The sequence below is a fragment of the Desulfobacterales bacterium genome, assembly GCA_021647905.1.
Classification (GTDB): Bacteria; Desulfobacterota; Desulfobulbia; order Desulfobulbales; family BM004; genus JAKITW01.
Genome location: JAKITW010000005.1, coordinates 33,705 through 54,899, shown reverse-complemented (window position 1 = coordinate 54,899; position 21,195 = coordinate 33,705). Strand labels below are relative to the sequence as shown.

At 60.6% G+C, this 21,195-nt stretch carries 20 protein-coding genes; 15 read left to right on the top strand and 5 right to left on the bottom strand.

Annotation, left to right across the window (positions count from 1 at the left end; genetic code table 11):
- Window positions 1-409 precede the first annotated feature (409 nt).
- Together L3J03_01675 and L3J03_01670 are read right to left on the bottom strand one after the other, a co-directional pair.
- A complete protein-coding gene (locus tag L3J03_01675; GenBank protein MCF6289703.1) occupies window positions 410-1,060 on the bottom strand; it encodes a response regulator transcription factor in 651 nt (216 codons plus the stop codon).
- A gap of 54 nt (window positions 1,061-1,114) precedes the next feature.
- The gene (locus L3J03_01670) at window positions 1,115-2,647 is read right to left on the bottom strand and encodes a PAS domain-containing sensor histidine kinase (GenBank protein ID MCF6289702.1); all 1,533 of its coding nucleotides are present in this window, start codon (window positions 2,645-2,647) and stop codon (window positions 1,115-1,117) included.
- Window positions 2,648-3,026: 379 nt separating this feature from the next.
- Between L3J03_01670 and L3J03_01665 the strand changes: the two genes are divergently transcribed.
- From L3J03_01665 to L3J03_01650, 4 genes are all read left to right on the top strand, one after another.
- On the top strand, window positions 3,027-3,398 hold the full coding sequence (locus L3J03_01665; GenBank protein MCF6289701.1) for a response regulator: 372 nt from the start codon (window positions 3,027-3,029) through the stop codon (window positions 3,396-3,398).
- Window positions 3,399-3,464: 66 nt separating this feature from the next.
- Window positions 3,465-5,585 (top strand): hypothetical protein, encoded by a 2,121-nt coding sequence (locus tag L3J03_01660; protein MCF6289700.1) that lies wholly within the window; start codon window positions 3,465-3,467, stop codon window positions 5,583-5,585.
- 69 nt (window positions 5,586-5,654) lie between these two features.
- Window positions 5,655-5,909: a hypothetical protein gene (locus L3J03_01655; GenBank protein MCF6289699.1), complete on the top strand. Its 255-nt coding sequence runs from the start codon at window positions 5,655-5,657 to the stop codon at window positions 5,907-5,909.
- 1 nt (window position 5,910) lies between these two features.
- Window positions 5,911-8,697, top strand: a complete 2,787-nt coding sequence (locus L3J03_01650) for a sensor histidine kinase (GenBank protein ID MCF6289698.1) — start codon at window positions 5,911-5,913, stop codon at window positions 8,695-8,697.
- Window positions 8,698-8,729: 32 nt separating this feature from the next.
- Here L3J03_01650 and L3J03_01645 read toward each other — a convergent pair whose 3' ends face one another.
- Window positions 8,730-9,686, bottom strand: coding sequence for a radical SAM protein (locus tag L3J03_01645; protein MCF6289697.1), 957 nt, complete (start codon window positions 9,684-9,686; stop codon window positions 8,730-8,732).
- 81 nt (window positions 9,687-9,767) lie between these two features.
- On the opposite strand from L3J03_01645, the gene L3J03_01640 reads away from it, so the two are divergent.
- The 11 genes from L3J03_01640 (at window position 9,768) to L3J03_01590 (ending at window position 19,811) form a co-directional block, all read left to right on the top strand.
- A complete protein-coding gene (locus tag L3J03_01640; GenBank protein ID MCF6289696.1) occupies window positions 9,768-9,971 on the top strand; it encodes a hypothetical protein in 204 nt (67 codons plus the stop codon).
- Window positions 9,955-10,608, top strand: a complete 654-nt coding sequence (locus L3J03_01635; GenBank protein ID MCF6289695.1) for a succinate dehydrogenase cytochrome b subunit — start codon at window positions 9,955-9,957, stop codon at window positions 10,606-10,608. Before L3J03_01640 ends, L3J03_01635 begins: the two co-directional genes overlap by 17 nt.
- Before the next feature lie 64 nt (window positions 10,609-10,672).
- Entirely contained in the window at window positions 10,673-12,586 is a 1,914-nt protein-coding gene (locus tag L3J03_01630; GenBank protein ID MCF6289694.1) for a fumarate reductase/succinate dehydrogenase flavoprotein subunit, read from the top strand.
- The gene (locus L3J03_01625) at window positions 12,583-13,344 is read left to right on the top strand and encodes a succinate dehydrogenase/fumarate reductase iron-sulfur subunit (GenBank protein ID MCF6289693.1); all 762 of its coding nucleotides are present in this window, start codon (window positions 12,583-12,585) and stop codon (window positions 13,342-13,344) included. The genes L3J03_01630 and L3J03_01625 overlap by 4 nt, the downstream gene beginning before the upstream one ends.
- 6 nt (window positions 13,345-13,350) lie before the next feature.
- Window positions 13,351-13,818: a PilZ domain-containing protein gene (locus tag L3J03_01620; protein MCF6289692.1), complete on the top strand. Its 468-nt coding sequence runs from the start codon at window positions 13,351-13,353 to the stop codon at window positions 13,816-13,818.
- A gap of 24 nt (window positions 13,819-13,842) precedes the next feature.
- Window positions 13,843-14,880: a pentapeptide repeat-containing protein gene (locus L3J03_01615; protein MCF6289691.1), complete on the top strand. Its 1,038-nt coding sequence runs from the start codon at window positions 13,843-13,845 to the stop codon at window positions 14,878-14,880.
- Between the two features lie 12 nt (window positions 14,881-14,892).
- Entirely contained in the window at window positions 14,893-15,744 is an 852-nt protein-coding gene (locus L3J03_01610) for an HDOD domain-containing protein (protein ID MCF6289690.1), read from the top strand.
- A gap of 30 nt (window positions 15,745-15,774) precedes the next feature.
- Window positions 15,775-16,623, top strand: a complete 849-nt coding sequence (locus L3J03_01605) for an SPOR domain-containing protein (GenBank protein MCF6289689.1) — start codon at window positions 15,775-15,777, stop codon at window positions 16,621-16,623.
- A gap of 177 nt (window positions 16,624-16,800) precedes the next feature.
- Window positions 16,801-18,378, top strand: a complete 1,578-nt coding sequence (locus L3J03_01600) for a GGDEF domain-containing protein (GenBank protein MCF6289688.1) — start codon at window positions 16,801-16,803, stop codon at window positions 18,376-18,378.
- A gap of 115 nt (window positions 18,379-18,493) precedes the next feature.
- Window positions 18,494-19,486 (top strand): HD domain-containing protein, encoded by a 993-nt coding sequence (locus L3J03_01595; protein MCF6289687.1) that lies wholly within the window; start codon window positions 18,494-18,496, stop codon window positions 19,484-19,486.
- A gap of 175 nt (window positions 19,487-19,661) precedes the next feature.
- Window positions 19,662-19,811 (top strand): hypothetical protein, encoded by a 150-nt coding sequence (locus L3J03_01590; GenBank protein ID MCF6289686.1) that lies wholly within the window; start codon window positions 19,662-19,664, stop codon window positions 19,809-19,811.
- On the opposite strand, the gene L3J03_01585 is transcribed toward L3J03_01590, so the two are convergent.
- Both L3J03_01585 and L3J03_01580 read right to left on the bottom strand, forming a co-directional pair.
- Complete coding sequence (locus L3J03_01585) at window positions 19,786-20,067, bottom strand: EscU/YscU/HrcU family type III secretion system export apparatus switch protein (GenBank protein MCF6289685.1); 282 nt, start codon at window positions 20,065-20,067, stop codon at window positions 19,786-19,788. The two genes, L3J03_01590 and L3J03_01585, sit on opposite strands and share 26 nt — an antisense overlap.
- Window positions 20,068-20,072: 5 nt before the next feature.
- A complete protein-coding gene (locus L3J03_01580; GenBank protein MCF6289684.1) occupies window positions 20,073-21,095 on the bottom strand; it encodes a hypothetical protein in 1,023 nt (340 codons plus the stop codon).
- Window positions 21,096-21,195 lie beyond the last annotated feature (100 nt).

Here is a 21,195-nt window from a genome sequence, read left to right as displayed (position 1 = left end):
ACCAAAGACCGGCAGGAAACCAACCACCCCGGTCAACTACCACATTGTGGTATTAATGCCAATGCTGCATGATGGCATTATGCCTGTCCGGGGCCAGGGGCGCTATAGGGCATATCCTTATATTGCCCGCTCCTTTCCCTGATATTCAAAAAAGGATCGGCTGAGGGGGGGGAATGTGAAATGTGAAATGTGAAATGTGAAATGTGAAAGGGGGAAGGGGGACATTGACAAACAATCGAACATTCGAGTTACGAACAAAAAAAATGAAAAACAACTGATTCGATAAGGCCCGTTACAGCCCTTTATTCGTCACTCGATTGTTCGCCATTCAGAACTATATCAACTACCAGCAGAGCCGACCAGCACTGACCCGGCCCTGAGCACGGGGTTGGGTTCGCCTCAAGAACAATCACGACTCCAGCGAGGTAAGCCCCTCCCGGATGGCGTACTTGGTAAGGTCGGCCACGGAATGGATATCCAGTTTTTTCATGATCTTGCGGCGATGGGTCTCCACGGTTTTGACGCTCACGTACAAGCGGCCGGCGATCTCCCTGGTGGCCCAGCCCTCGGCAATGAGCTGCAGCACCTCCCGCTCGCGGGCGGTCAACACCTGGGTGGTGGCATCGGCCACGGCAAAACGATGCACATAGTCCTCGATCATTACCCCGGCGATTTCCGGGCTCAGATAGTTCTTGCCGCTCGCCACCGCGTTGATCGCCCGGGCCAGATCCTGGGAGGCGCAGTCCTTTAAAAGAAACCCGGCGGCCCCGGCCTGGAGCATGCCGACCACGAACCGCTTGTCCGAATACATGGACAGGGCGATTATCCTGGTTCCAGGGACCGCGGCGACAATCTGCCGGGTGGCCTCAATCCCGTTCAGTTCGGGCATGCTCACATCCATGATCACCACGTCGGGTTTATGTTCAATGGTCATCTGCACGGCCCGGCGGCCATTTTCCGCCTCAGCGACCACCTCCATGTCCGGTTGTTTTTCGAGCAGCGAGCAGAGACCGGCCCGCATGATCTTGTGGTCATCGGCCAATAGTATTCGGATAGTCATGAGCTGTAATTCCCGCCAGGATTCGATTTACAGGAAAGAGGCCTGTCGCAACACTTACCACTCGGTTTTCAAGGGAGCGCTGAGCGTGACCCGGGTTCCCCGGCCGGGCCCGGATTCAAGGGAGAGCCGGCCGCCGAGCCGGCCCAGCCGCTCCCGGATATTGAACAGGCCGAAGCCGCGGTGGCGAATGGTCCGGTCATTGATCTCATTGGGGTCAAAGCCGACGCCCCGGTCAACCACAACCACCACCACCCGGTCCTCCCGCCGGTACACCGACAGGTCCACGGACCGGGTCCGGGCATGTTTGAGAACATTGGCCAGCAGTTCCCGCACCGAGCGGAACAGGACGATCCGCAGGTCCTCGTCCAGTGGCTTCGGTTCCCGGTCAACGGTGACAACACAGTTAATCCCGTGCTGTTCCTGAAAAACCTCGCCCAGCCATTCCAGGGCCGCTTCCAGGCCCAGTTCATACAGCATCGGCGGGCTTAACTCAAAGGTCAGGGAACGGGCCTCCCGAATGGCCTGTTTCAGGAGTTCCATGGCCTCGGCCAGGGGCCCGCCCAGATCAGGGTCAAGACACCGTTCCCGGACCTCGAAGAGCTTCATCTTGATCACCGACAGGGTCTGACCGATCTGGTCATGGAGATCGGTGGCGATACTCCGCCGTTCACGCTCCTCGGTCAGGCAAAGCTCGGAGGTCAGGTCCTTCAACTGCTCCTGGTAGGCCAGCAGCTTCTCCTCGGCCTGTCGCCGCTTGGTGATATCCTCGTAGACATCGATGATCTCACCGGAAGGGAGCCGGTAGATGTAGTTCTCCTTCCAGGTCCGCAGCCGTCCGTGCCGGAAGATCGCCACCGGGTGGTGTTCCGGCTCGCCGGTGCGCCACACCCGGCGAAACACATCCGACAGACCGCGCTCCTCGGCCGCAGTGAAAACCGCTGACACGCTCCGGCCGACCACCTCGTCCCGATACACCCCCTCGATCCGCTCCGCGGCCCGGTTGAAATCAACGACCACGAAATCGTCGCCATCCTCCAGGGCCTTGAATACCGCCACCCCATTACTCATATTGTTGAAGAGTTCACGAAACCTGGCCTCGCTGACGGCAAGGGCCTCTTCGGTTTTCTTGAGAACATCGATATCCCGGATAACGGTAAGGACATGGGGCGTGCCCTGGAGGTTCATCACCATGGCACACACCGTGCCGGTCCGCAGTTCACCGGTACGGCCCCGGAACCGGACCTCCATGTTCATCAACGAACGTTCCTGCTTAAGCGCATCAATTATCCGGGCCCGGGTCTCCCCGTCACCCCAGATATCAACCTCCGCGCTGGTTTTGCCAATCACCTCGGCCCGGCCGAAACCGGTTATCGCGGTAAACCCCTCATTGATGTCCACATAGCAATCATCCTCGAGCCGGTTGATCTGAACCGCGTCGAGACTGGTCTTAAATGCAGCGGCGAACCGTTCTTCGCTCAACCGCCGGGCCTCCTGCCGGCGGGAAAAATCCGCGTCCGGCGCGGCCGGGTCGGCCCGGCCCCTGAACTTCCAGCGCAGCAGATTATGAACCGATTCCTTGACCCGCATTTCTCACCAGCGATTCGCGGCATCAGCGCAATGACCTGCGTCTGCCGCTTTGTGCTCGAAAAACGTCCCGGCAATCCAGCAACGGTCGCCGGGGCCCCATCTTCGGCCCCCGTTCCCCTCCGGCCGGATCCGGCAACCGATGCCCATGATAAAAATACCACAATGTGGCATAGCTGTTTCTCTTTGCCGCTTCATGTCCATATCCTTGCATAACCGTGTCCTTTCGGCTACCATTTTATAAGTTTAACGGAAAACTCCGCGCCCTGCGACCTGTTCCCGGCGTTGGCCAGCGGCCTTTCGACAACATGCCGCCGGTTGGCGCCCGGATTCTTTGTCCGGGCATTAACGACCATTTCTTAAAAAAAGGGGGGGGTGACCCGTGGCACACAGTATTCTGGTGGTGGACGACGCTCCGAACATCATCCTGTCCCTGGACTTTCTCATGCGCCAGGCAGGATACAAGGTGCGCACCGCTACCAACGGTGAGGAGACGCTTCTGGCGGTAAGAGAAAACCGGCCCGACCTGATCCTGCTCGATGTAATGATGCCCAAGCTGGACGGGTATGAGGTATGCCAGGCCATCCGCGCCGACCCGGCCCTGGCGGACATACGGATAATCATGCTCACCGCCAAGGGCCGGGCGATTGAGCAGGAAAAAGGACTCGCCCTGGGCGCCGACGCCTACATCACCAAGCCCTTCAGCACCCAGGAGGTGCTGGATACGGTCAAGGCGCTCCTCAAGGGGGAATAGAAGTAATCCCTATGTATTGTCTCGTCTTCCATCGATGCCCTCAAAAAACATCTCCGGTCCCTGTCCATGCCGGCTAGCCGAAAAAAATTCTGGGGCCTGGTGGCGGGAATCATCCTGGCCGTGCTGCTGATCTCGGCCGGCGCGCTCTGGCGGCTGAGCTTTTTTTTTCCGGCCCTTTCCCCGCAACAGGAGGTTGCCCTGGCCTTCTACCTGGGCGGGGCGGTACTGTTGCTGATCACCGCGATGGCGATATTCGGGATCCTGCTCGACCAGGCCCTGTTCCGGCCCCTTGGGGCCGTAATCCGCGGGGTGGGAATAATCACCGAGTCCAACCCCACCCACCGGCTGGAAATCCCCGGCTTCAACCTTCTCGATGAACTGCCGGATGCCCTGCACCGGTTAGGCGACCGGCTCCACAACAGCCGGCGCGAGGTCGGCGAGGCCCTGGCAACCGGGGCCACCAGGGTTGAGGAACAGAAGGCCTGGCTGGAAGCAGTGGTCCGGGAGATCCACGAAGGGGTGGTGGTCTGCCACCACCAGGCCCGGATCCTGCTCTATAACCCGGCGGCCCAACGACTGCTGGACAATCACGAGGCCCTCGGCCTCGGCCGTTCCCTCTATGCGATCTGCGCCCGGGGACCGATCGAACATACCCTGGGCATGCTTCTCCAGCACCGGCGGGACAACCTCTCCCAGCCGGCCGCCGGCATTGAGGGCCGTTTCCTCTGTCCCACTGTCAACGGCGCCAAGCTCCTGCAATGCCAGATGGAGTTGATCCCCGGCCGCTCGGCGGCCGGGCCGGTTTTTGTAATCACCTTTGACGAGGTAGCCTTGCAGACCGAATCGCCCGGACTGACCGACATCTCGCTCCGCGGGCCGATAGAGGCCCTGCGCGGACCGCTGGCCAGCCTGCGGGCCGCGGCCGAGAACCTGGTCGCCTTTCCCGACATGGCCCCGGTCATGCGGAGCGCCTTTGAGAACGTCATTGCCCAGGAAAGCTCGGAGTTGACCGACCGCTTTGAAAAACTGGTCCGCGACTGCCGGCTCTTGACCTCGACCCACAACTCCTTAACCGATATCAACTCCGGGGATCTTTTCAAGTTCGTCTCCCGCCGGCTGCGGGAGACCGGCGGACCGGAACTGGCCAGCAGCGGGATGCCGCTCTGGTTCCGCGGCGACAGCCATTCCCTGATGCTGGTCCTGACCTTCCTGGCCCAACGGATAAAGGAGTCCAGCCAGGTCACCTCGCTCAGCGCCGAGGCCCTGCTGGGCGACCGGCGGGTCTACCTCGCCCTTGCCTGGCCCGGCAAACCAGTATTGCCGGCCGAGATCGATAAATGGCTGCAACAACCACTGCCCGGCAGTGTCGGCGATCTTAAGCTGGCCGACATCCTGGCCCGGCACGGCAGCAATCTCTGGAGCCAGTCCCATCGCCGGGAGGGCTGGGCCACCTTGCGCATCCCGGTGCCAATCTCGCCCCGTCAGTGGCGGCAAACAACAGAGCAAGCGCAGCCGGCCCGGCCGGAGTTCTACGATTTCTCCCTGGCCGAGATGCACGGCGGCCTGGGAGAGTTGGCTGATCGGCCGCTCAACCAATGCACCTTTACGGTTTTTGATACCGAGACCACCGGGCTTGAGCCCTCGGCCGGCGACGAGATCGTCTCCCTGGGCGCGGTCCGGATCGTCAACCAGCGGATCGTCAAGGGCGAGACCTTCACCCGGATGGTCAACCCGGGCCGGACGATCCCCAAAAGCTCGGTGCGCTTCCACGGCATCACCGACGAGATGATCAAGGACCAGCCGTTGATAACCGAGATCCTGCCCCTGTTCAAAAACTTTGTCGGCGAATCGGTGCTGGTGGCCCACAATGCCGCCTTTGACATGAAGTTCATCCAACTCAAGGAAGACGCGGCCGGGGTCCGGTTCGCCAACCCGATCCTCGACACCCTGCTGCTGTCGGTCTTTCTCCATGACCACACCCGGGACCATTACCTGGATGCCATTGCCGACCGCCTGGGGGTGGAGGTCCGCTTCCGCCACACCGCCCTGGGTGACGCCACGGTCACTGCCGAGATATTCATCCGGCTGCTGGACCTGCTGAAGCAGCGCGGCATCCTTACCCTGGGCCAGGCGATGGCCGCGGCAGACAAGATGATCGCGGTGCGGAAACAGCAGACCATGTTCTGAAAGACCCGCACCCGGATCGCGGACCGGCCAGGCCCCCGGCCATCGCCATAAAAAAAACAACATTCCGCCATGCCCGCGCCCAAACCTAAAAAAGAACTGCTTATCGCCCTGTTCATCCTGGGCTGCCTGGCGTTCAATTATCCGCTCCTGGCCCTGTTCAGCAGGCCGTCCATCTGCTTCGGCCTGCCGACCCTGTTCCTTTATCTCTTTATGTTCTGGGCCTTCTTTATCCTTGTCCTGGCCCTGGTAATGGAAAAAAGAAAAAAAACCAGGCCCGTTCCATCGGCCGAGGCCCAATCCTCCGATCCCAGGGACCCGACCTGACATGCTGCCCGACTGGCTCATCATCCTTATCGCGTTCAGTTACCTGAGCCTGCTGTTCGCCATTGCCTATTTTGCCGACCAGCGGGCCGATGCCGGCCGCTCGGTAACCAGCAACCCCTATGTATACACCCTGTCCATCGCGGTTTACTGTACCGCCTGGACCTTCTACGGCAGCGTCGGCCGGGCCGCCTCCACCGGGGTCGGTTTTCTCCCCATCTACATCGGCCCCACCCTGATGGCGGCCCTGTGGTGGTTCGTGCTCCGCAAGATCATCCGCATCTCCAAGGCACACCGGATCACCTCGATCGCCGACTTCATCGCCTCCCGCTACGGCAAATCCACCCGGATCGGCGGACTGGTCACGATCATCGCCGTGGTCGGAATCATGCCCTATATCTCCCTGCAACTCAAGGCGGTGTCCACCAGTTTCCAGGTGCTGCTCCACTTTCCGGCGGTCCAGTTTCCCCAGGCCCACACCGGCCTGTCCCTGTGGTCGGATACCGCGCTCTGGGTAAGTCTGGCCATGGCCCTTTTTTCCATTCTCTTCGGCACCCGGCACATCGATGCCACCGAACGGCACGAGGGCATGGTGGCGGCCATTGCCTTCGAGTCCCTGGTCAAACTGCTCGCCTTTTCCGCGGTGGGCATCTACATCACCTTCTTCCTGTTCGACGGACCCGCCGAACTGTTCAGCTGGATTCCCCAATACCCGAAACTGGGAGAGCTGCTCCAACTGGAAGCGCTGCCCGGCGGCTATGCCAACTGGCTGTCACTCACCTTTCTGTCAATGATGGCGATCCTCTTCCTGCCCAGACAGTTCCAGGTCCTGGTGGTGGAAAACGTCGACGAACAACATCTCAAAAAAGCAATGTGGCTCTTCCCCCTTTACTTGCTGGCCATCAACATCTTTGTCCTGCCCATCTCCTTTGCCGGGCTGATGCTGTTTCCCGACGGCAGCATCGATCCGGACACATTCGTGCTCATCCTGCCGCTTACCGAGGGCCAGAACCTTCTCGCCCTGTTTGCCTTTCTCGGCGGCCTCTCCGCGGCAACCGGGATGGTGATCGTGGCCACGGTGGCCTTGTCCACCATGGTATGCAACGACCTGGTGATGCCGATCCTGCTCCGCACCCCGGCCCTGCAGCAGCGCAAGGAGTTAAGCGGGCTGTTGCTCGCCATCCGGCGGGGCAGCATCGTTGCCATCCTCTTCTTGAGCTACCTCTATGTCCGGTTGATCGGCGAGTCCTATGCCCTGGTCTCCATCGGCCTGGTCTCTTTTGCGGCGGCGGCCCAGTTCGCGCCGGCGATCCTGGCGGGCATCTACTGGAAAGGCGCCAGCCGCCAGGGCGCCATTGCCGGGCTGATGGCCGGCTTCATCGTCTGGGCCTATACCCTGCTCCTGCCGGCATTTGCCAAAACAGGCTGGCTGCCCGGCTCCTTTCTCGAACAGGGCCCGCTGGCAATCCAGGCCCTGCGGCCCTATGCACTCTTTGGCCTGGATATGTTCGATCCGATTACCCATGCGGTGTTCTGGAGCATGCTCGCCAACATCGGCCTGCTGGTGGGAGTCTCCCTCTTCACCCGGCAGAACACCATCGAACGGATCCAGGCAACCCTGTTCGTCGACATCTTTGAACAGGACATTGACAGCGATGACGTCTTTCTCCATCGCGGTACCGCGATGGTCGCTGATCTCAAGGGGCTGGTGACCCGCTTCATCGGCCGGGGCCGGGCGGAAAAGGCCTTTACCGGCTACGCCCGGACCAGGGGCATTGAACTGCCCGCCGACGTCCAGGCCGACGCCAACCTGATCGAGTTTGCCGAAAGGTTACTCTCCGGCGCCATTGGCGCGGCCTCGGCCCGGATCATGGTCTCCACGGTAATCCAGGGTGAAGCCGAGGCCTTGAGCATGGAAGGGGTGATGAAGATCCTTGACGAGACCTCCCAGGTCATTGAATACAGTCACCGGCTGGAGGAAAAATCCCGGGAACTGGAGGCAGCCACCCGCAAGCTCCAGGCAGCCAACGAACGGCTCAAGGAACTGGACCGGATGAAAAACGAGTTCGTTTCCACGGTGAGCCACGAACTGCGGACCCCGCTGACCTCGATCCGGGCCTTTTCCGAAATCCTGCAGGACAACCCGGATATCTCTCCGGAGGAGCATGGTAAATTCCTGGGGATCATCGTCAAGGAGAGCGAACGGCTCACCCGGCTGATCAACCGGATCCTGGACCTGGCCAAGCTCGAGGCCAACCGGGTCGAATGGAATCCCGAGTCCACTGACCTGCGCGGGGTGGTGGAAGAGGCCCTGTTGGCCACCAGCCAGTTGTTTCAAGAAAAATCGGTCCGGCTCGACAAACAACTGCCGCCCTGGCCGGTGCCCATGCTGGTGGACCGGGACCGGATCATGCAGGTGGTGATCAACCTGGTCTCCAACGGGGTCCATTTCTGCCCGCCGGAAAAGGGCCGGGTGCTGGTCCGGATGTATGAGTTGAGGGAAACAGTGCAGGTGGAGGTCACTGACAACGGCCCCGGCATTCCGGCGGAGGAACGGAAGCGGATCTTTGAAAAATTCCACCAGCTCAAGGACCGGGATGACGGCAAGCCCAAGGGCACCGGTCTGGGCCTGGCAATCTGCAAGGGAATCGTTGAACATCACCAGGGCCGGATCTGGGTAAGGAACCGGCCCGGCCCGGGGACCACCTTTGTCTTCAGCCTGCCCCGGCCGACCGGGGAGCAGGGCGACGGCAGCCCGATCACTTCCCCGGAAACAGTGATGCCGGCCTGACTCCCCTCCCTCCCTTCGACCCGGGTGATCACTCATCCATCAACAGATGCCAGCTGGTACAGCATCCGGGACCACTCCCTGCGGTCCAGCCGAATGAGGCCCGCCTCCCGGGCCAGGGCCAGGGCCTGTTCATACTCCTGTCGGCTGGTGCGCCGGTCCAGGGGCGGGAACTCATCGGCCCGGCCGCAGGGACGGTACTGGTCCATCACATTGACATAGGTGTTTTTTGAAATGTCCCGGGCCAGGAAACCAAGGATCGCCCCGGTCTGGTCAAGCCCGCCGGGCATGACCAGGTGCCTGACCAGAAGCCCCTGCACTGCCAGGCCCCGGTCATCGATAACCAGATCGCCCACCTGGCGGTGCATCTCCCTGATCGCGGCCCGGGCCCGGTCCGGATAATCAGGTGCCTTGGTGTAACGCATGCCTGTGGCTGGATCCCAGAACTTGAAATCCGGCATGTAGATATCAATGACCCCGTCCAGAAGCCGCAGGGTAGCCACCGAGTCATAGCCGCCGGAGTTGTAAACCAGGGGCAGCGACAGGCCGTGCTCAGCGGCAATAACCAGGCTGGCCAGGATCTGGGGCACCAGGTGGCTGGGGGTAACGAAGTTGATATTATGGCAGCCCTGTTTCTCCAGGCTGAGCATGATCGCGGCCAGTTGGCCGCTGTCAACCTCCACCCCTTCACCGAGGTGGGATATCTCGTAGTTCTGACAGAAGACGCAGCCCAGGTTGCAGTTGCTAAAAAAGATGGTTCCCGAACCGCCCGTTCCGACCAGGGGGCCCTCCTCGCCAAAGTGAGGAGAATAGCTGGCAACCTTGGCCCGGGAACCGGTGCAACAGAAGCCGGCCTCATCGGCGACCCGGTTCCTGCCGCAGGCACGGGGACAGAGGCGGCACTCCTTAAGCTGTTCAAGGGCCGCATCCCTTCTTGCGGCTAATTCCCCGCTGGCATACAGTTGGCGGTAACGTGGCTCGGATATTGTCATTTTTTCTCTTGTCTGTTAGGCTTTGCAACGGTAATCACAATTCGTAACCGTTCACCGGGGGTATGGATTTACGGTAATCTCATGCCCGTAAGCGTTTACCAGTGGCTTAGATTCGTTCATTCGGGACTGCGAAGCATACTGGTGCTATTCGAGCAGGCCGGAATGGGCGAAGATGAGGTGCTGGTGAACGCTTACCACAATTCCATAATCCAGGGAGCGATCCTTCTGGCAACTTACTTCAAAATCAGACCGATCTGCAAGGAATGGTATGCTGCGGCTCCTTAGGGGGATCATCTCCACCCCGCTTGGCAAAAAAGGGTTGATGGCGCTTTCCGGCGCTGGTCTCGGGTTTTTTTTACTGATCCACCTGCTCGGTAATCTCACCGCCTTCATGGGCCGCCAGGCCTTTCTCTCCTATGCCGAACACCTGCACCGCCTGGGCCCGCTGATCCAGCTGTTCGAGGCAATGCTTGTTTCGCTGTTTGCGGTCCACGTCATTCTGGCCGCGCTCCTCTATCTGGAAAACCTCAGAGCCCGGCCGCAACGCTATGCCGTCTACAAACGGCAAGCCGGCCACTGGGGAGCCCGGACCATGCCCTACACCGGACTTGTCATCCTGGTCTTTGTGCTGGTCCATCTTGCCAATTTTCACTTCACCAACGGAGAGGTGGAGATCGCCGACCTGGTCCGCTCGACCCTGCACCAGCCCGGCTACGGACTCTTCTATATCCTGTCCATGGCCGCGCTGGGGCTTCATCTCAGCCATGGTTTCTGGAGCATGTTCCAGAGCCTCGGCCTCAGTCATCCCAAGTACGAGCCGCTGGTAAGAAACGGGGCCCTGGCGATCAGTCTGCTGATCGGCGCGGTCTTCATCCTGATCCCCACCCTGGCCATGCTGTCGCAACGGTTTCTTTTGGAATAGTTCCGGAATAAACCGTGGAACCGGCAAGTACCGCTATTCACAAGACTGGAAGACAAAGAAACAAATGATACTGGATGCCAAGATACCCGCCGGCCCGCTGGCTGAAAAATGGGACAGCCACCGGTTCGCCAGCCGGTTGGTCAGCCCGGCCAATAAAAGAAAATTCAAGATCATCGTGGTGGGCACCGGCCTGGCCGGGGCCTCGGCCGCGGCCAGCCTGGCCGAACAGGGCTATAATGTCAAGACCTTCTGTCTCCACGACAGCCCGCGGCGGGCGCACAGTATCGCGGCCCAGGGCGGGATCAACGCGGCCAAGAACTATCCCAACGACGGCGACTCCATCTTCCGCCTGTTCCACGATACCATCAAGGGCGGCGATTTCCGGGCCCGGGAGGCCAATGTCTATCGGCTGGCCCAGATCAGCAACAACATCATCGATCAATGCGTGGCCCAGGGCGTACCCTTTGCCCGGGAATACGGCGGCCTGCTGGCCAACCGTTCGTTCGGCGGGGCCCAGGTGTCGCGCACCTTCTACGCCCGGGGCCAGACCGGCCAACAACTGCTGCTCGGGGCCTACGGTGCCCTGATGCGCCAGGTGAAAACGGGCCGGGTCCGGCTTTTTCCCCGGCGGGAGATGCTGGAACTGGTAAAGGCCGGCAACCGGGCCCAGGGGATCGTGGTCCGCGACCTGCGCACCGGACGGTTGGAATCCCATGGCGCCGATGCAGTGGTCCTGGCCACCGGCGGGTACGGCAACGTCTATTTCCTGTCCACCAACGCAATGAACTCCAATGTCTCGGCCTGCTGGCGGGCCCATAAACAGGGGGCCCTGTTTGCCAACCCCGGCTTTGTCCAGATCCATCCCACCTGTATCCCGGTGCATGGCGACTACCAGTCCAAGCTGACCCTGATGAGCGAGAGCCTGCGCAACGACGGCCGGGTCTGGGTGCCGAAACAAAAGGGCGACCGCCGGCCCCCGGACGAGATCCCGGAGGAGGAGCGGGACTATTACCTGGAGCGGAGATATCCCGGTTTCGGCAACCTGGTGCCCCGGGACGTGGCCTCGCGCAACGCCAAGGAGCAGTGCGACCAGGGCAAGGGGGTGGGCAATACCGGCCGGGCGGTGTACCTTGATTTTGCCGAGGCGATCCGCCGGCAGGGCGCTCCGGAGATCGAACGGCAGTACGGCAACCTCTTCCAGATGTACGAAAAAATCACGGCCAGCGACCCGATGCGCGAACCAATGCTGATCTATCCGGCGGTCCACTACACCATGGGCGGCCTTTGGGTGGACTACAACCTGATGACCACCATCCCCGGTCTTTTCGCGCTGGGCGAGGCCAACTTCTCCGACCACGGGGCCAACCGGCTGGGCGCCAGCGCCCTGATGCAGGGGCTGGCGGACGGCTACTTCATCATCCCGGCCACCCTGGGCAATTACCTGGCCGAGGCCGGGCCCGCGCCCCGGGATGTTGAGCAGGATGAATTCAGCGCGGCCCGCAGATTCGCTACCGAGATGACCGACAGACTGCTGGCAATCAACGGCAGTCGCACGGTGGACGATATCCACCGGGAATTGGGCATGCTGCTCTGGGACCACTGCGGCATGGCCAGAAACGAACAAGGCCTCAACCAGGCCTTGAAAAAGATCCCGGAGATCCGCGCGGAGTTCTGGCAAAACGTCCTGGTGCCCGGCCGCGGCGAGGAGCTGAACCAGTCCCTGGAACGGGCCGGCCGGGTGGCTGATTATCTTGAGTTTGCCGAACTGATGGTGCGGGACGCCCTGGCGAGAAAGGAGTCCTGCGGTTGCCACCTGCGGGAGGAGAGCCAGACCGAGGACCATGAGGCCCTGCGCAACGATGAAGAGTACGCCCATGTCTCGGCCTGGGAATATACCGGCGTTGACCAGGAGCCGACCCTGTACCGGGAACCGCTGGTCTTTGAAAACGTCCGGCCCAGCCGGAGGAGTTACAAGTGAGCACCATCCGCTTAACCCTGAAGGTCTGGCGGCAGCCGGATCCCGGGGCCAGAGGCTCCCTTGCGACCTACGAAACCGGCCCGGTCTCCACTGACATGTCCTTTCTGGAGATGCTCGACGTGGTCAATGAACAGCTGACCCTTGAGGGCCGCGATCCCATTGCCTTTGACCATGACTGCCGCGAGGGTATCTGCGGCATGTGCGGAACCATGGTCAACGGCCAGGCCCATGGCCCGGAAAAGGGGACCACCCTCTGCCAGTTGCACCTGCGTCATTTCCAGGACAACGACATCCTGGTGATCGAGCCCTTCCGGGCCCGGGCCTTTAAGGTGGAAAAAGATTTGATCATCAACCGGAGCAGCCTGGACGATATCATTGTCAAGGGCGGCTATATCTCGGTGAATACCGGCGGCGCCCCGGACGGCAATGTTGTTCCCATTGCCCGGCAAGTCGCTGAAAAGGCCCTGGACGCCTCGGCCTGCATCGGCTGCGGCGCCTGTGTGGCCGCCTGTCCCAATGCCTCGGCCATGCTCTTTGTCGGCGCCAAGATCTCGCATCTGGCCCTGCTGCCCCAGGGCGGGCCGGAGCGGGCCGCGCGGGCACTGGGGCTGGTCAACGAGATGGGCGAACTCGGTTTCGGCAACTGCTCCAATGAACGGGAGTGCGAAAAGGCCTGTCCCAAATCCATTTCGATTACCAACATCGCCCGGCTCAACCGGGAATACTTTCGCGCAGTCCTCTGTTCGGACGAGGAGTAGGAAAGAATGTATCCCCTGACAGTGATCATCAAAAAAGACCGGACCGTGGATATCAGCTGCCCCCGGTGCCGGGGCACCCGCACGGTCCCGGTTGCCGAATTCAGGGATCTCCATCTGGACAAAACCGTCCGCTGCAACTGTGCCACGATCTTTAAGGTGCGCCTTGAGGCCCGGGGCCTGTTCCGCCGGGAGACCATGCTCAAGGGCGGGTATACCAACCTCACCGTTGAACAGCCCCGGGCGCCGATGCTGGTGACCAACATCTCACTGCAGGGTATCGGATTCATGGACTGCAGCGACCAGCCCCTTGGAATCGATGACCGGCTCAGGGTGGCCTTTGTCCTGGACGATCCCCGGGGCACGCTGATCAGGACAGAGGCCAGGGTGGTCTCGACCCGCGGCCGGGACATCGGCTGCGAATTCATCAACAATGAAGAATACGCCAAACAACTGGCCGGCTATATCCTGTCCTAGTGTCCTGTTGACGGTACCGTTGCCATGGAATATATACAAAAACCTCCAACCTCGGCCCTGACCCGGGAACAGGCCCTGGCAAAAATTGAAGAGATGCGGAGCAAGGGCGGGCAGCCCCCTGTTGCCGGGCTGAGTTTCCGGGGCGTATCCCTGACCGAACAGGACCTGAGCGGCCTTGATTTTTCCGGGGCGGATCTTTCGGAATCAGATCTGACCAGGGCGGATCTCTCCGGGGCCCGTTTCTTTAAAGCCAATCTGCGGAATGCCAGCCTTTTTCAAGCAAAACTCCGCCGCGCCGATTTCACCGGAGCTGATCTCGCCAATGCCAACCTTGAAGAGGCCGACTGTCAAGCAGCTGGTTTCGGCATGGCAAACCTGGATGATGCCCGTCTTTTCAATGTTAATCTTGAAGCCAGCACCCTGAGCAAGGCAAGGCTTATAAATGTGGATCTGCGCTGTGCCGTCATGAAGAACGCCCGGATGCGCGAGACGACCGTTACCGGGACGGATCTTACCGGGGCCGATCTCCGGGGCGCCGATCTTTCCCGCTGTGATGTGAGCGGGTCGATTTTCAATGACGCGGACCTGCGCAACGCCCGGCTCCGGCTGGTGAAAAACTTCGAAAAGGCGAAATGGATCGGCGCGGATATCAGGGATATCAACTTCGCCGGGGCCTACCGGCTGCGTCGTTTTGTCGTCGATCAGAACTATCTCAAGGAGTTCAGGGACCGGAACAGCTTCTTCAGGGCACTTTATTTTCTCTGGTGGGTGACCAGCGACTGCGGCCGGAGTATCCTGCGCTGGTGCGTCATGATTGGGGCGCTGGCCCTGATGTTCGCCTGGCTCTATTCCTTTGTCAACATCGCCCTGGGCGAAAACGACTCCTGGGGAACACGGTTGTACTTCAGTATCGTCACCTTGACCACCCTGGGGTACGGGGATATCGTGCCGCTCTCGCCAACGGCCCGTTTCGTTGCCATGCTGGAGGTAATGACCGGCTATATCATGCTGGGCGGTCTTCTCAGCATATTCAATAACAAGATAGCCCGCCGGGGCGAATAATCCATCCATATCATGTTGAATTTCTGGCGCAAAAAAAACAACGACCCCAAAAAAGAACTCAAGGGCCTGCTGGGCAATTATGAACTGCACAGTTTCCCGGCCGTGACAACCAGGGTCCTTGCCATGCTTCGAAATCCCGAGTCATCCGTGCTTGAGATCGCCGGACAGATCCAGATGGACCCGGGCATGCATGTAAAGATTCTCAGGCTCGTTAATTCGGTATCATTCGGTTTATTGAAAGAGGTTGGCAACCTGGATCATGCGGTTACCCTCCTGGGTCGCGCCCGGCTTGAATCCATGGTACTCTCTTTTGCGGTGACGGAGTCCCTGGCATCATCAACCACCTTCTGCCTTGACACCTCCCGTTTCTGGCTGGTGGCGGCAAGACGGGCCGGCCTGGCCAGGATGCTCGCCCTGCATCTCCATGCCGCCACCCAGGGCGAATGTTTCACCGCCGCTCTCCTGCAGGATATGGCCATCCCGGTCCTTTCCACCGCAAAAAAAGAGACCTATTGCCAACTTTTTCAGAGGTGGGATGAAGATCCCGGCCTTGATCTTGCCTCCCTTGAAAGGGCGGCCCTGGGTTACGATCATGCCCGGGTCGGGGCCCTGATCGCCGAGAAATGGGGCCTGCCGGGTTATCTGGTCAACGCCATAGACGGCCACCACGGCCCAACCGACAGCAGCCGGATCGATCCGGCGGTCAGACTGGTCGCCCATCTTCGCTACAATGATGAAAACGATGGCACGGAAAAACTGCTGGCCGCCTGCCGGGAAGAGTTTCAGATGGAAACCGGCCTGGTCGGCAACATGATTGATGCTTCCTTTGCCGAGGCGGAAAAGATCGCGCTGATATTCCGGTAAGGGTTTGACAAGAAGAAGGACTGTCCCGCCATGACAAATAAGAATGGCATTGATTTTAATGAAAAGGGGGAAGAGGGGCCCGGCAAGGTGACCGGGTATTCTGCCCGCCGGCCCCGGAGTTTCCTGTCACGCTCACTGTTGCTGGTGCTGTTCCTCCTGCTGTTATGTCTGGCGGCCGGCTATTATTTTCTGGGCAATTCGTTGCCCCCGGTTGCCGAAAAACAACCGCCCGCCCTGGTGCCGACCCCGGCTGGTCCCAGCCGGCAACCGGCCCCGGTCCCCCTTGAGACAAGGCCGGCTGAACGCCCGTTGCAAAAGGAAAACAGCGAAAAGCCCGTTGCCCGGGGCCGGGCCGCAACCGGCCCGGCCCTGGTTGCGCCGGCAACCGGGCCGGAGCCAATGGAGTTGTCCGCGCCGGTTGCCCGGCCGGACAAATACGTCCTGCAGGGAGGGCCCTTTCTCGTTCCCGAAGACCTGGCCAGGGCGGAAAAGACCATCCGTTCCCTCGGCTTTGAGCCTCGCCTGGAAAAGGGCCGGCAGACCACGAAGATGACCCGGCTGCGGGTCGGCCGCTATCCCCTTGAACAGGCCCGGGCCAGGGCGCGCGAACTAAAGGCCCTGGCCCCTGATGTTTTTTTGCTGCCAAAGGGGGACCGGACCGCGGTCTATGCCGGTTCCTTTTCCGATACCCGCAGGGCCCGTGACCTTGCGGCGCGGTTGGCTCGACAGGGGGTGCGGGTTGAGGAAGAACCGGTGCAGGTCACCTTGCCGGTGACCACCCTCACTTTTGGCGGTTACGCCGATATGGCCACGGCCCGGCAGGCGGCGGAGCGGGCCCGGGCAAACGGACTGGCGGTGCTCATCGTCCAGCGCCCCTGAGCATAACCGGCCACCGGCGGCCGGCAACGACCCGCTGCACCGGATCGCCCGGAAATCGGCCGGCAAGGTAAAGAAACAGGAAAAGTCTGACGATAGTAGGTTATATGAAAATCTCTCCGGACCAGGCGCTTTGTCCGGGGCGGAATTCATCCAGAGAATATATCTCCGAGGCATGCCATGACCCGCGAGGAAGTTCTTACCCAGGTACTGCAGTCGAAATCCCTGCCCACTCTCTCCAGTGTGGCCTCCAAATTGATCAGTATCACCGGCCGGGAGGAGACGACCATTGCCGAGATCACCGGCCTGATCACCCAGGACATCTCGCTCTCAGCCAAGGTACTCAAGCTGGTCAACTCCGCCTTCTACAACTTTCCCAACGAAGTCGGCAACATCCAGCAGGCCGTGACAATCCTCGGCACCAATGCCGTGCGCAACCTGGTACTGTCGTTTTCCTTTTTAAACATGGAAAAGACGCGCCGCGACGGCGGCTTTGACTATCACAGGTTCTGGGAACAGTCGCTGGCAACAGCGGTGTCGGGCAAGATGCTCGCCGAACGGATCAAGATCAGCATGGACTCCGAGGAGGTGTTTACCGCCTGTCTGCTGCAGAATATCGGGATACTGATCCTTGCCCAGACCTATCCGCGGATCTATGACGAGCTGCTCGCCGAGGCTGACCAGAGCGATGACCGGGATTCGCTGGTCGCGCTGGAAGAGGCCCGGATCGGGGCCGGGCATCCCTTTATCGGAAATGCGGCAACGCGGCACTGGCAGTTCCCGGCCTCCCTTTCCGAGCCGATCCTCTACCACCACGCGCCGGATAAATACCCTGGCAGGGACCCGGAGATGGTCAAGGCGATCCGGATATCCCACCTGGCCGGCCTGGTGACCCGGATCCTCTACTCAGACGACCCGATCAACTCGGCCGACCGGTTTCGCAAACAGGCCGACAGGCTGCTCGGCCTCTGCGGAAACGATATCGATCGGGTCCTGGAAAACGCTGGCGACGAAGTGGCCCGGGCCGCTGATTACTTTCACCTGAAAATCGCCGGGATCCCGTCGATTCCGGAGATCCTGCAGAAGGCCAATATCGAACTGAGCCTGCTTAACATGTCCTACGCGCAGATCAACCGGGAACTGGTCGAGGCCAAGGTGGCCCTGAAGAAACTCAACGCCGAACTGCAGGAAAAGAACCGCTACCTGGAGAACATCGCCAATCTGGACGGATTGACCGGGATCTATAACCACCGGTACTTTCAGGAGAGCCTGGCCCGGGAACTGAGCCTGGCGATCCGCTCCGGCCGCCCCTTGAGCCTGGTGCTGGTCGATCTCGACAAGTTCAAGGAGACCAACGACTTATACGGCCACCAGGCCGGTGATTTCGTGCTCCGCGAAGCATGCCGGGTCTGGCGTGGCCTGCTGCGCGAATACGACCTGCTGGCCCGCTACGGCGGCGATGAATTCGCCGTGCTGCTGCCCGAAACAGCGGCGGACCAGGCCCTGAGCGTTGCCGAACAGCTGCGGGCGGCGGCCCGGAGTCATGATTTCCGCAAGGGCCGGGAAACGTACGATGTCACCGCCAGCTTCGGCGTAGCGACCCTTACCGCTGATGAGCAGAAGATGGGCAAGGATGTCTTCCTTGCCCGCGCCGACGCGGCCCTGTACGAGGCCAAGAAAAAGGGGCGCAACCGGGTCGAGGGGTATGAACCGGAGCGCGGCAAGTGGTACCAGAGGATCGGCTTGCTGGGCGGATGAGCCCGGCCAGGGGGCCGCCCGATTCCGGCAACCTGTATATGCAAACTGTTCAATATGAGGTCAGCGCCATGCTTGATCCGGTGACTGCTGATCGTCTTTTCCGGGAATATAATAAATGTCTCAAGATCAAAACAGGATAACGTCGGCAGCGCCTGCCGTTAAAAAGACCGCCGGCTGGCTCTGCGTCGGCCTGAGCGTGATCAACGGCCACGGCAGGGCCCCCTGCAATCTGTTCAGGAACGTGGGGCCGCATCGCTACGTTCTGCTGGCCCAGAAAGGGCTGCCCCTTGACCGGTCCCTGCCCGAGAAACTGGCGGACCGGGGCCAGGCGAATCTCTATATCCAGGAAGAGGAGGCTCCCCTTTACTTCAAGTACCTGCGCGAGGTCTGTCTGAAGATCGTTGCCGACCCCCATGTCAGCGCCCCCAAGAAGGCGGCGGTGGTCTACAACTCCTGCCGGGACATCCTGGAACGGATCCACGAAGATCCCCGCGCCTCTTTTATCGCCACGGCAGTGGATGCCATCTCCCCGACCATGGACCTGATCATCTCCGACAACGTGGCCACCAAATGTCTTTTCAATCTCACCAGTTACGACCAGTCGACCTATACCCACTCCACCAATGTCGGCATCTTCAGCATCGCCCTGGCCCGCCATTTCTACGGTCACCAATCGGTCGGCAAGCTCAAGGCGTTCGGGGCTGGATTTTTTCTGCATGATATGGGAAAAAGCATGATCCCCCTGGAGATCCTCAACAAGCCCGGGCCGTTGACACCGGCCGAGCGGGTGATCGTCAACAGGCACCCTGACGACGGCTTCAATATCCTGCAGAAATGCGGGATAATGACCGAGGAGATCAAGATAATCACCCTGCAGCACCACGAACGGGACGACGGCTCCGGCTATCCCAACGGGCTCAAGAGGAAGGAAATCCATCCCTATGCCCGCATCTGCCGGCTGGCCGACATCTACGAGGCCCTGACCGCAAAACGACCCTACAAAAAAGCGCGGACCTCTTTTGCCGCCCTCAAGCTGATGAAGGAAGAGGTTGTCTCTGACATTGATCAGGAGTTGTTCGAGACCTTTTTAAAGCTTTTCAAACGCTGATCCAGACTCTTCATTACCCTGCGGATCATCCTCCTTGTGTAAGGTTTCGGTAAACCCCGTACATTTGAGGTTGGACCGGGAAAGGGGTTTTCTTATACCGAACGGCGTAGCGGACCCTGAGCCGCGGCCGTGACGGCAAAAACGGAAATTGAAACAACTTCGGCATGATATGCTTATGGCTTCCGAATCGCCGCCGCGGCGAAGCGAGTTCCTGTTTGATAGCCTGTTTATGAACAGCCGGCCCTTCTCAATGGAGCGGCCGTTGGTAGAAGAAGACCCCTTTCCCGACAGGAGGGGGTTTACTGAATGTTTACCTCCTTGTTGAGCTGGTACACGAAAGACAATACCTCGGCAACGGCCTGATAAAGCTCGGCCGGGATTTCCGAACCGAGCGGCACCCGGGCCAGCAGTTCAAGTAATCCGGTATCCTCGGTCACATGGACCCCGGCCTCCCGGGCCAGTTCCAGGATGTGCAGCGCAACCTCCCCCTGACCGCCGGCCACCACCCGGGGCGCGCCATCATTGCCGCGATCATAGCGGAGCGCCACGGCCCTGGTTAATTTCGCCCCATCGTCCATCATCTCATCTAAACCCTTTCATCAAGCACGCCGTCACCGGCCAGGAGTTGCGCCAGAACAGTTGCCGGCGCCGGCGCCCCCACGGAAAAGGCGGCGCCCTTCAGCGGCAGGGCCGTAACCGACCGGCCCAGTTCCGCCCGGCGGCCGGACAGGAAGCTGGCCTGCGCCTGGGTTGCACAATGGAAACGCAGGAACAGGCCGGACCGCTCCCAGAGGAAATCTACCTGGAGCGGCCCAATACCGGACATTTGCAGGTGTACAGTAACCCTCCAGGAACGTTCATCCTTCCCCTTGTCATCAGGCACGGCACCCTCGCCGCGCTCGGCGAGCAGAAATCCCTGCTCGATCCGGGGCAGCGGCAGGGGCTGGAACTCAACCGACCGCTGCGCCAGCTTCAAACGGATCAATTGCCACAGTTCAAAAAGGCCGGAAAAAGATTCGATCTTTTCGCAACTCGACTCTTTTTCCGGCCTGTTGCCGGACTTCCGGGCATCTTCCAGCAGCCGTTTCAGGGTTGTTGCCGCGCCAGCGGCCTGCCCTTGCGCAAGCAGGGCCTCGTAATCCAGGCCGAGCCGGGCCGACAGCCGGGCCAGTTCACCGGCAACGGCCTGGTCGGCGGCCCCCCGCAGCTCCAGGAACCTGGCCCAGACCTCACGACTGCCGGGGCTTGACACCTCCGGGTCGGACATCAACGCCGACAGCCCGTCAAGGGACCAGGGTCCTTCGAGCAGATGGAGTTTCTGCCGGATGCGGCTGTCAAGAGGGTCCGCCAGCACCTGGAACTCCAGGCGAGGGCTGGTCCTGCTCACCAGGAGCGTCAGGTTCATCCCGGTCTTGAGAGGAATTTCCGTTTTCGCCAGAAAGCGCTGGCGGCCGATATTCAGCCACACCCGCTCATGACCGCCTTCGCTGACCGTGGCCCGGACCACCTGGTCAACCCGCAACTGCTGCTCGCGGCTCTCCCGCGGGGTGAAGCCTGCCTGGGCCGCCGGCAACGGAATATTCGGCGTAATCGGGGTAATAGTGCTCATAACTCTCTTTTCGGCTGAATCAGCGGATTTCTTTATCAGCCAAGGCCCGGCGAAAAATTAACTGCTAAAGTTTCCGCGGCAAACGCCGACAAGTAGCATA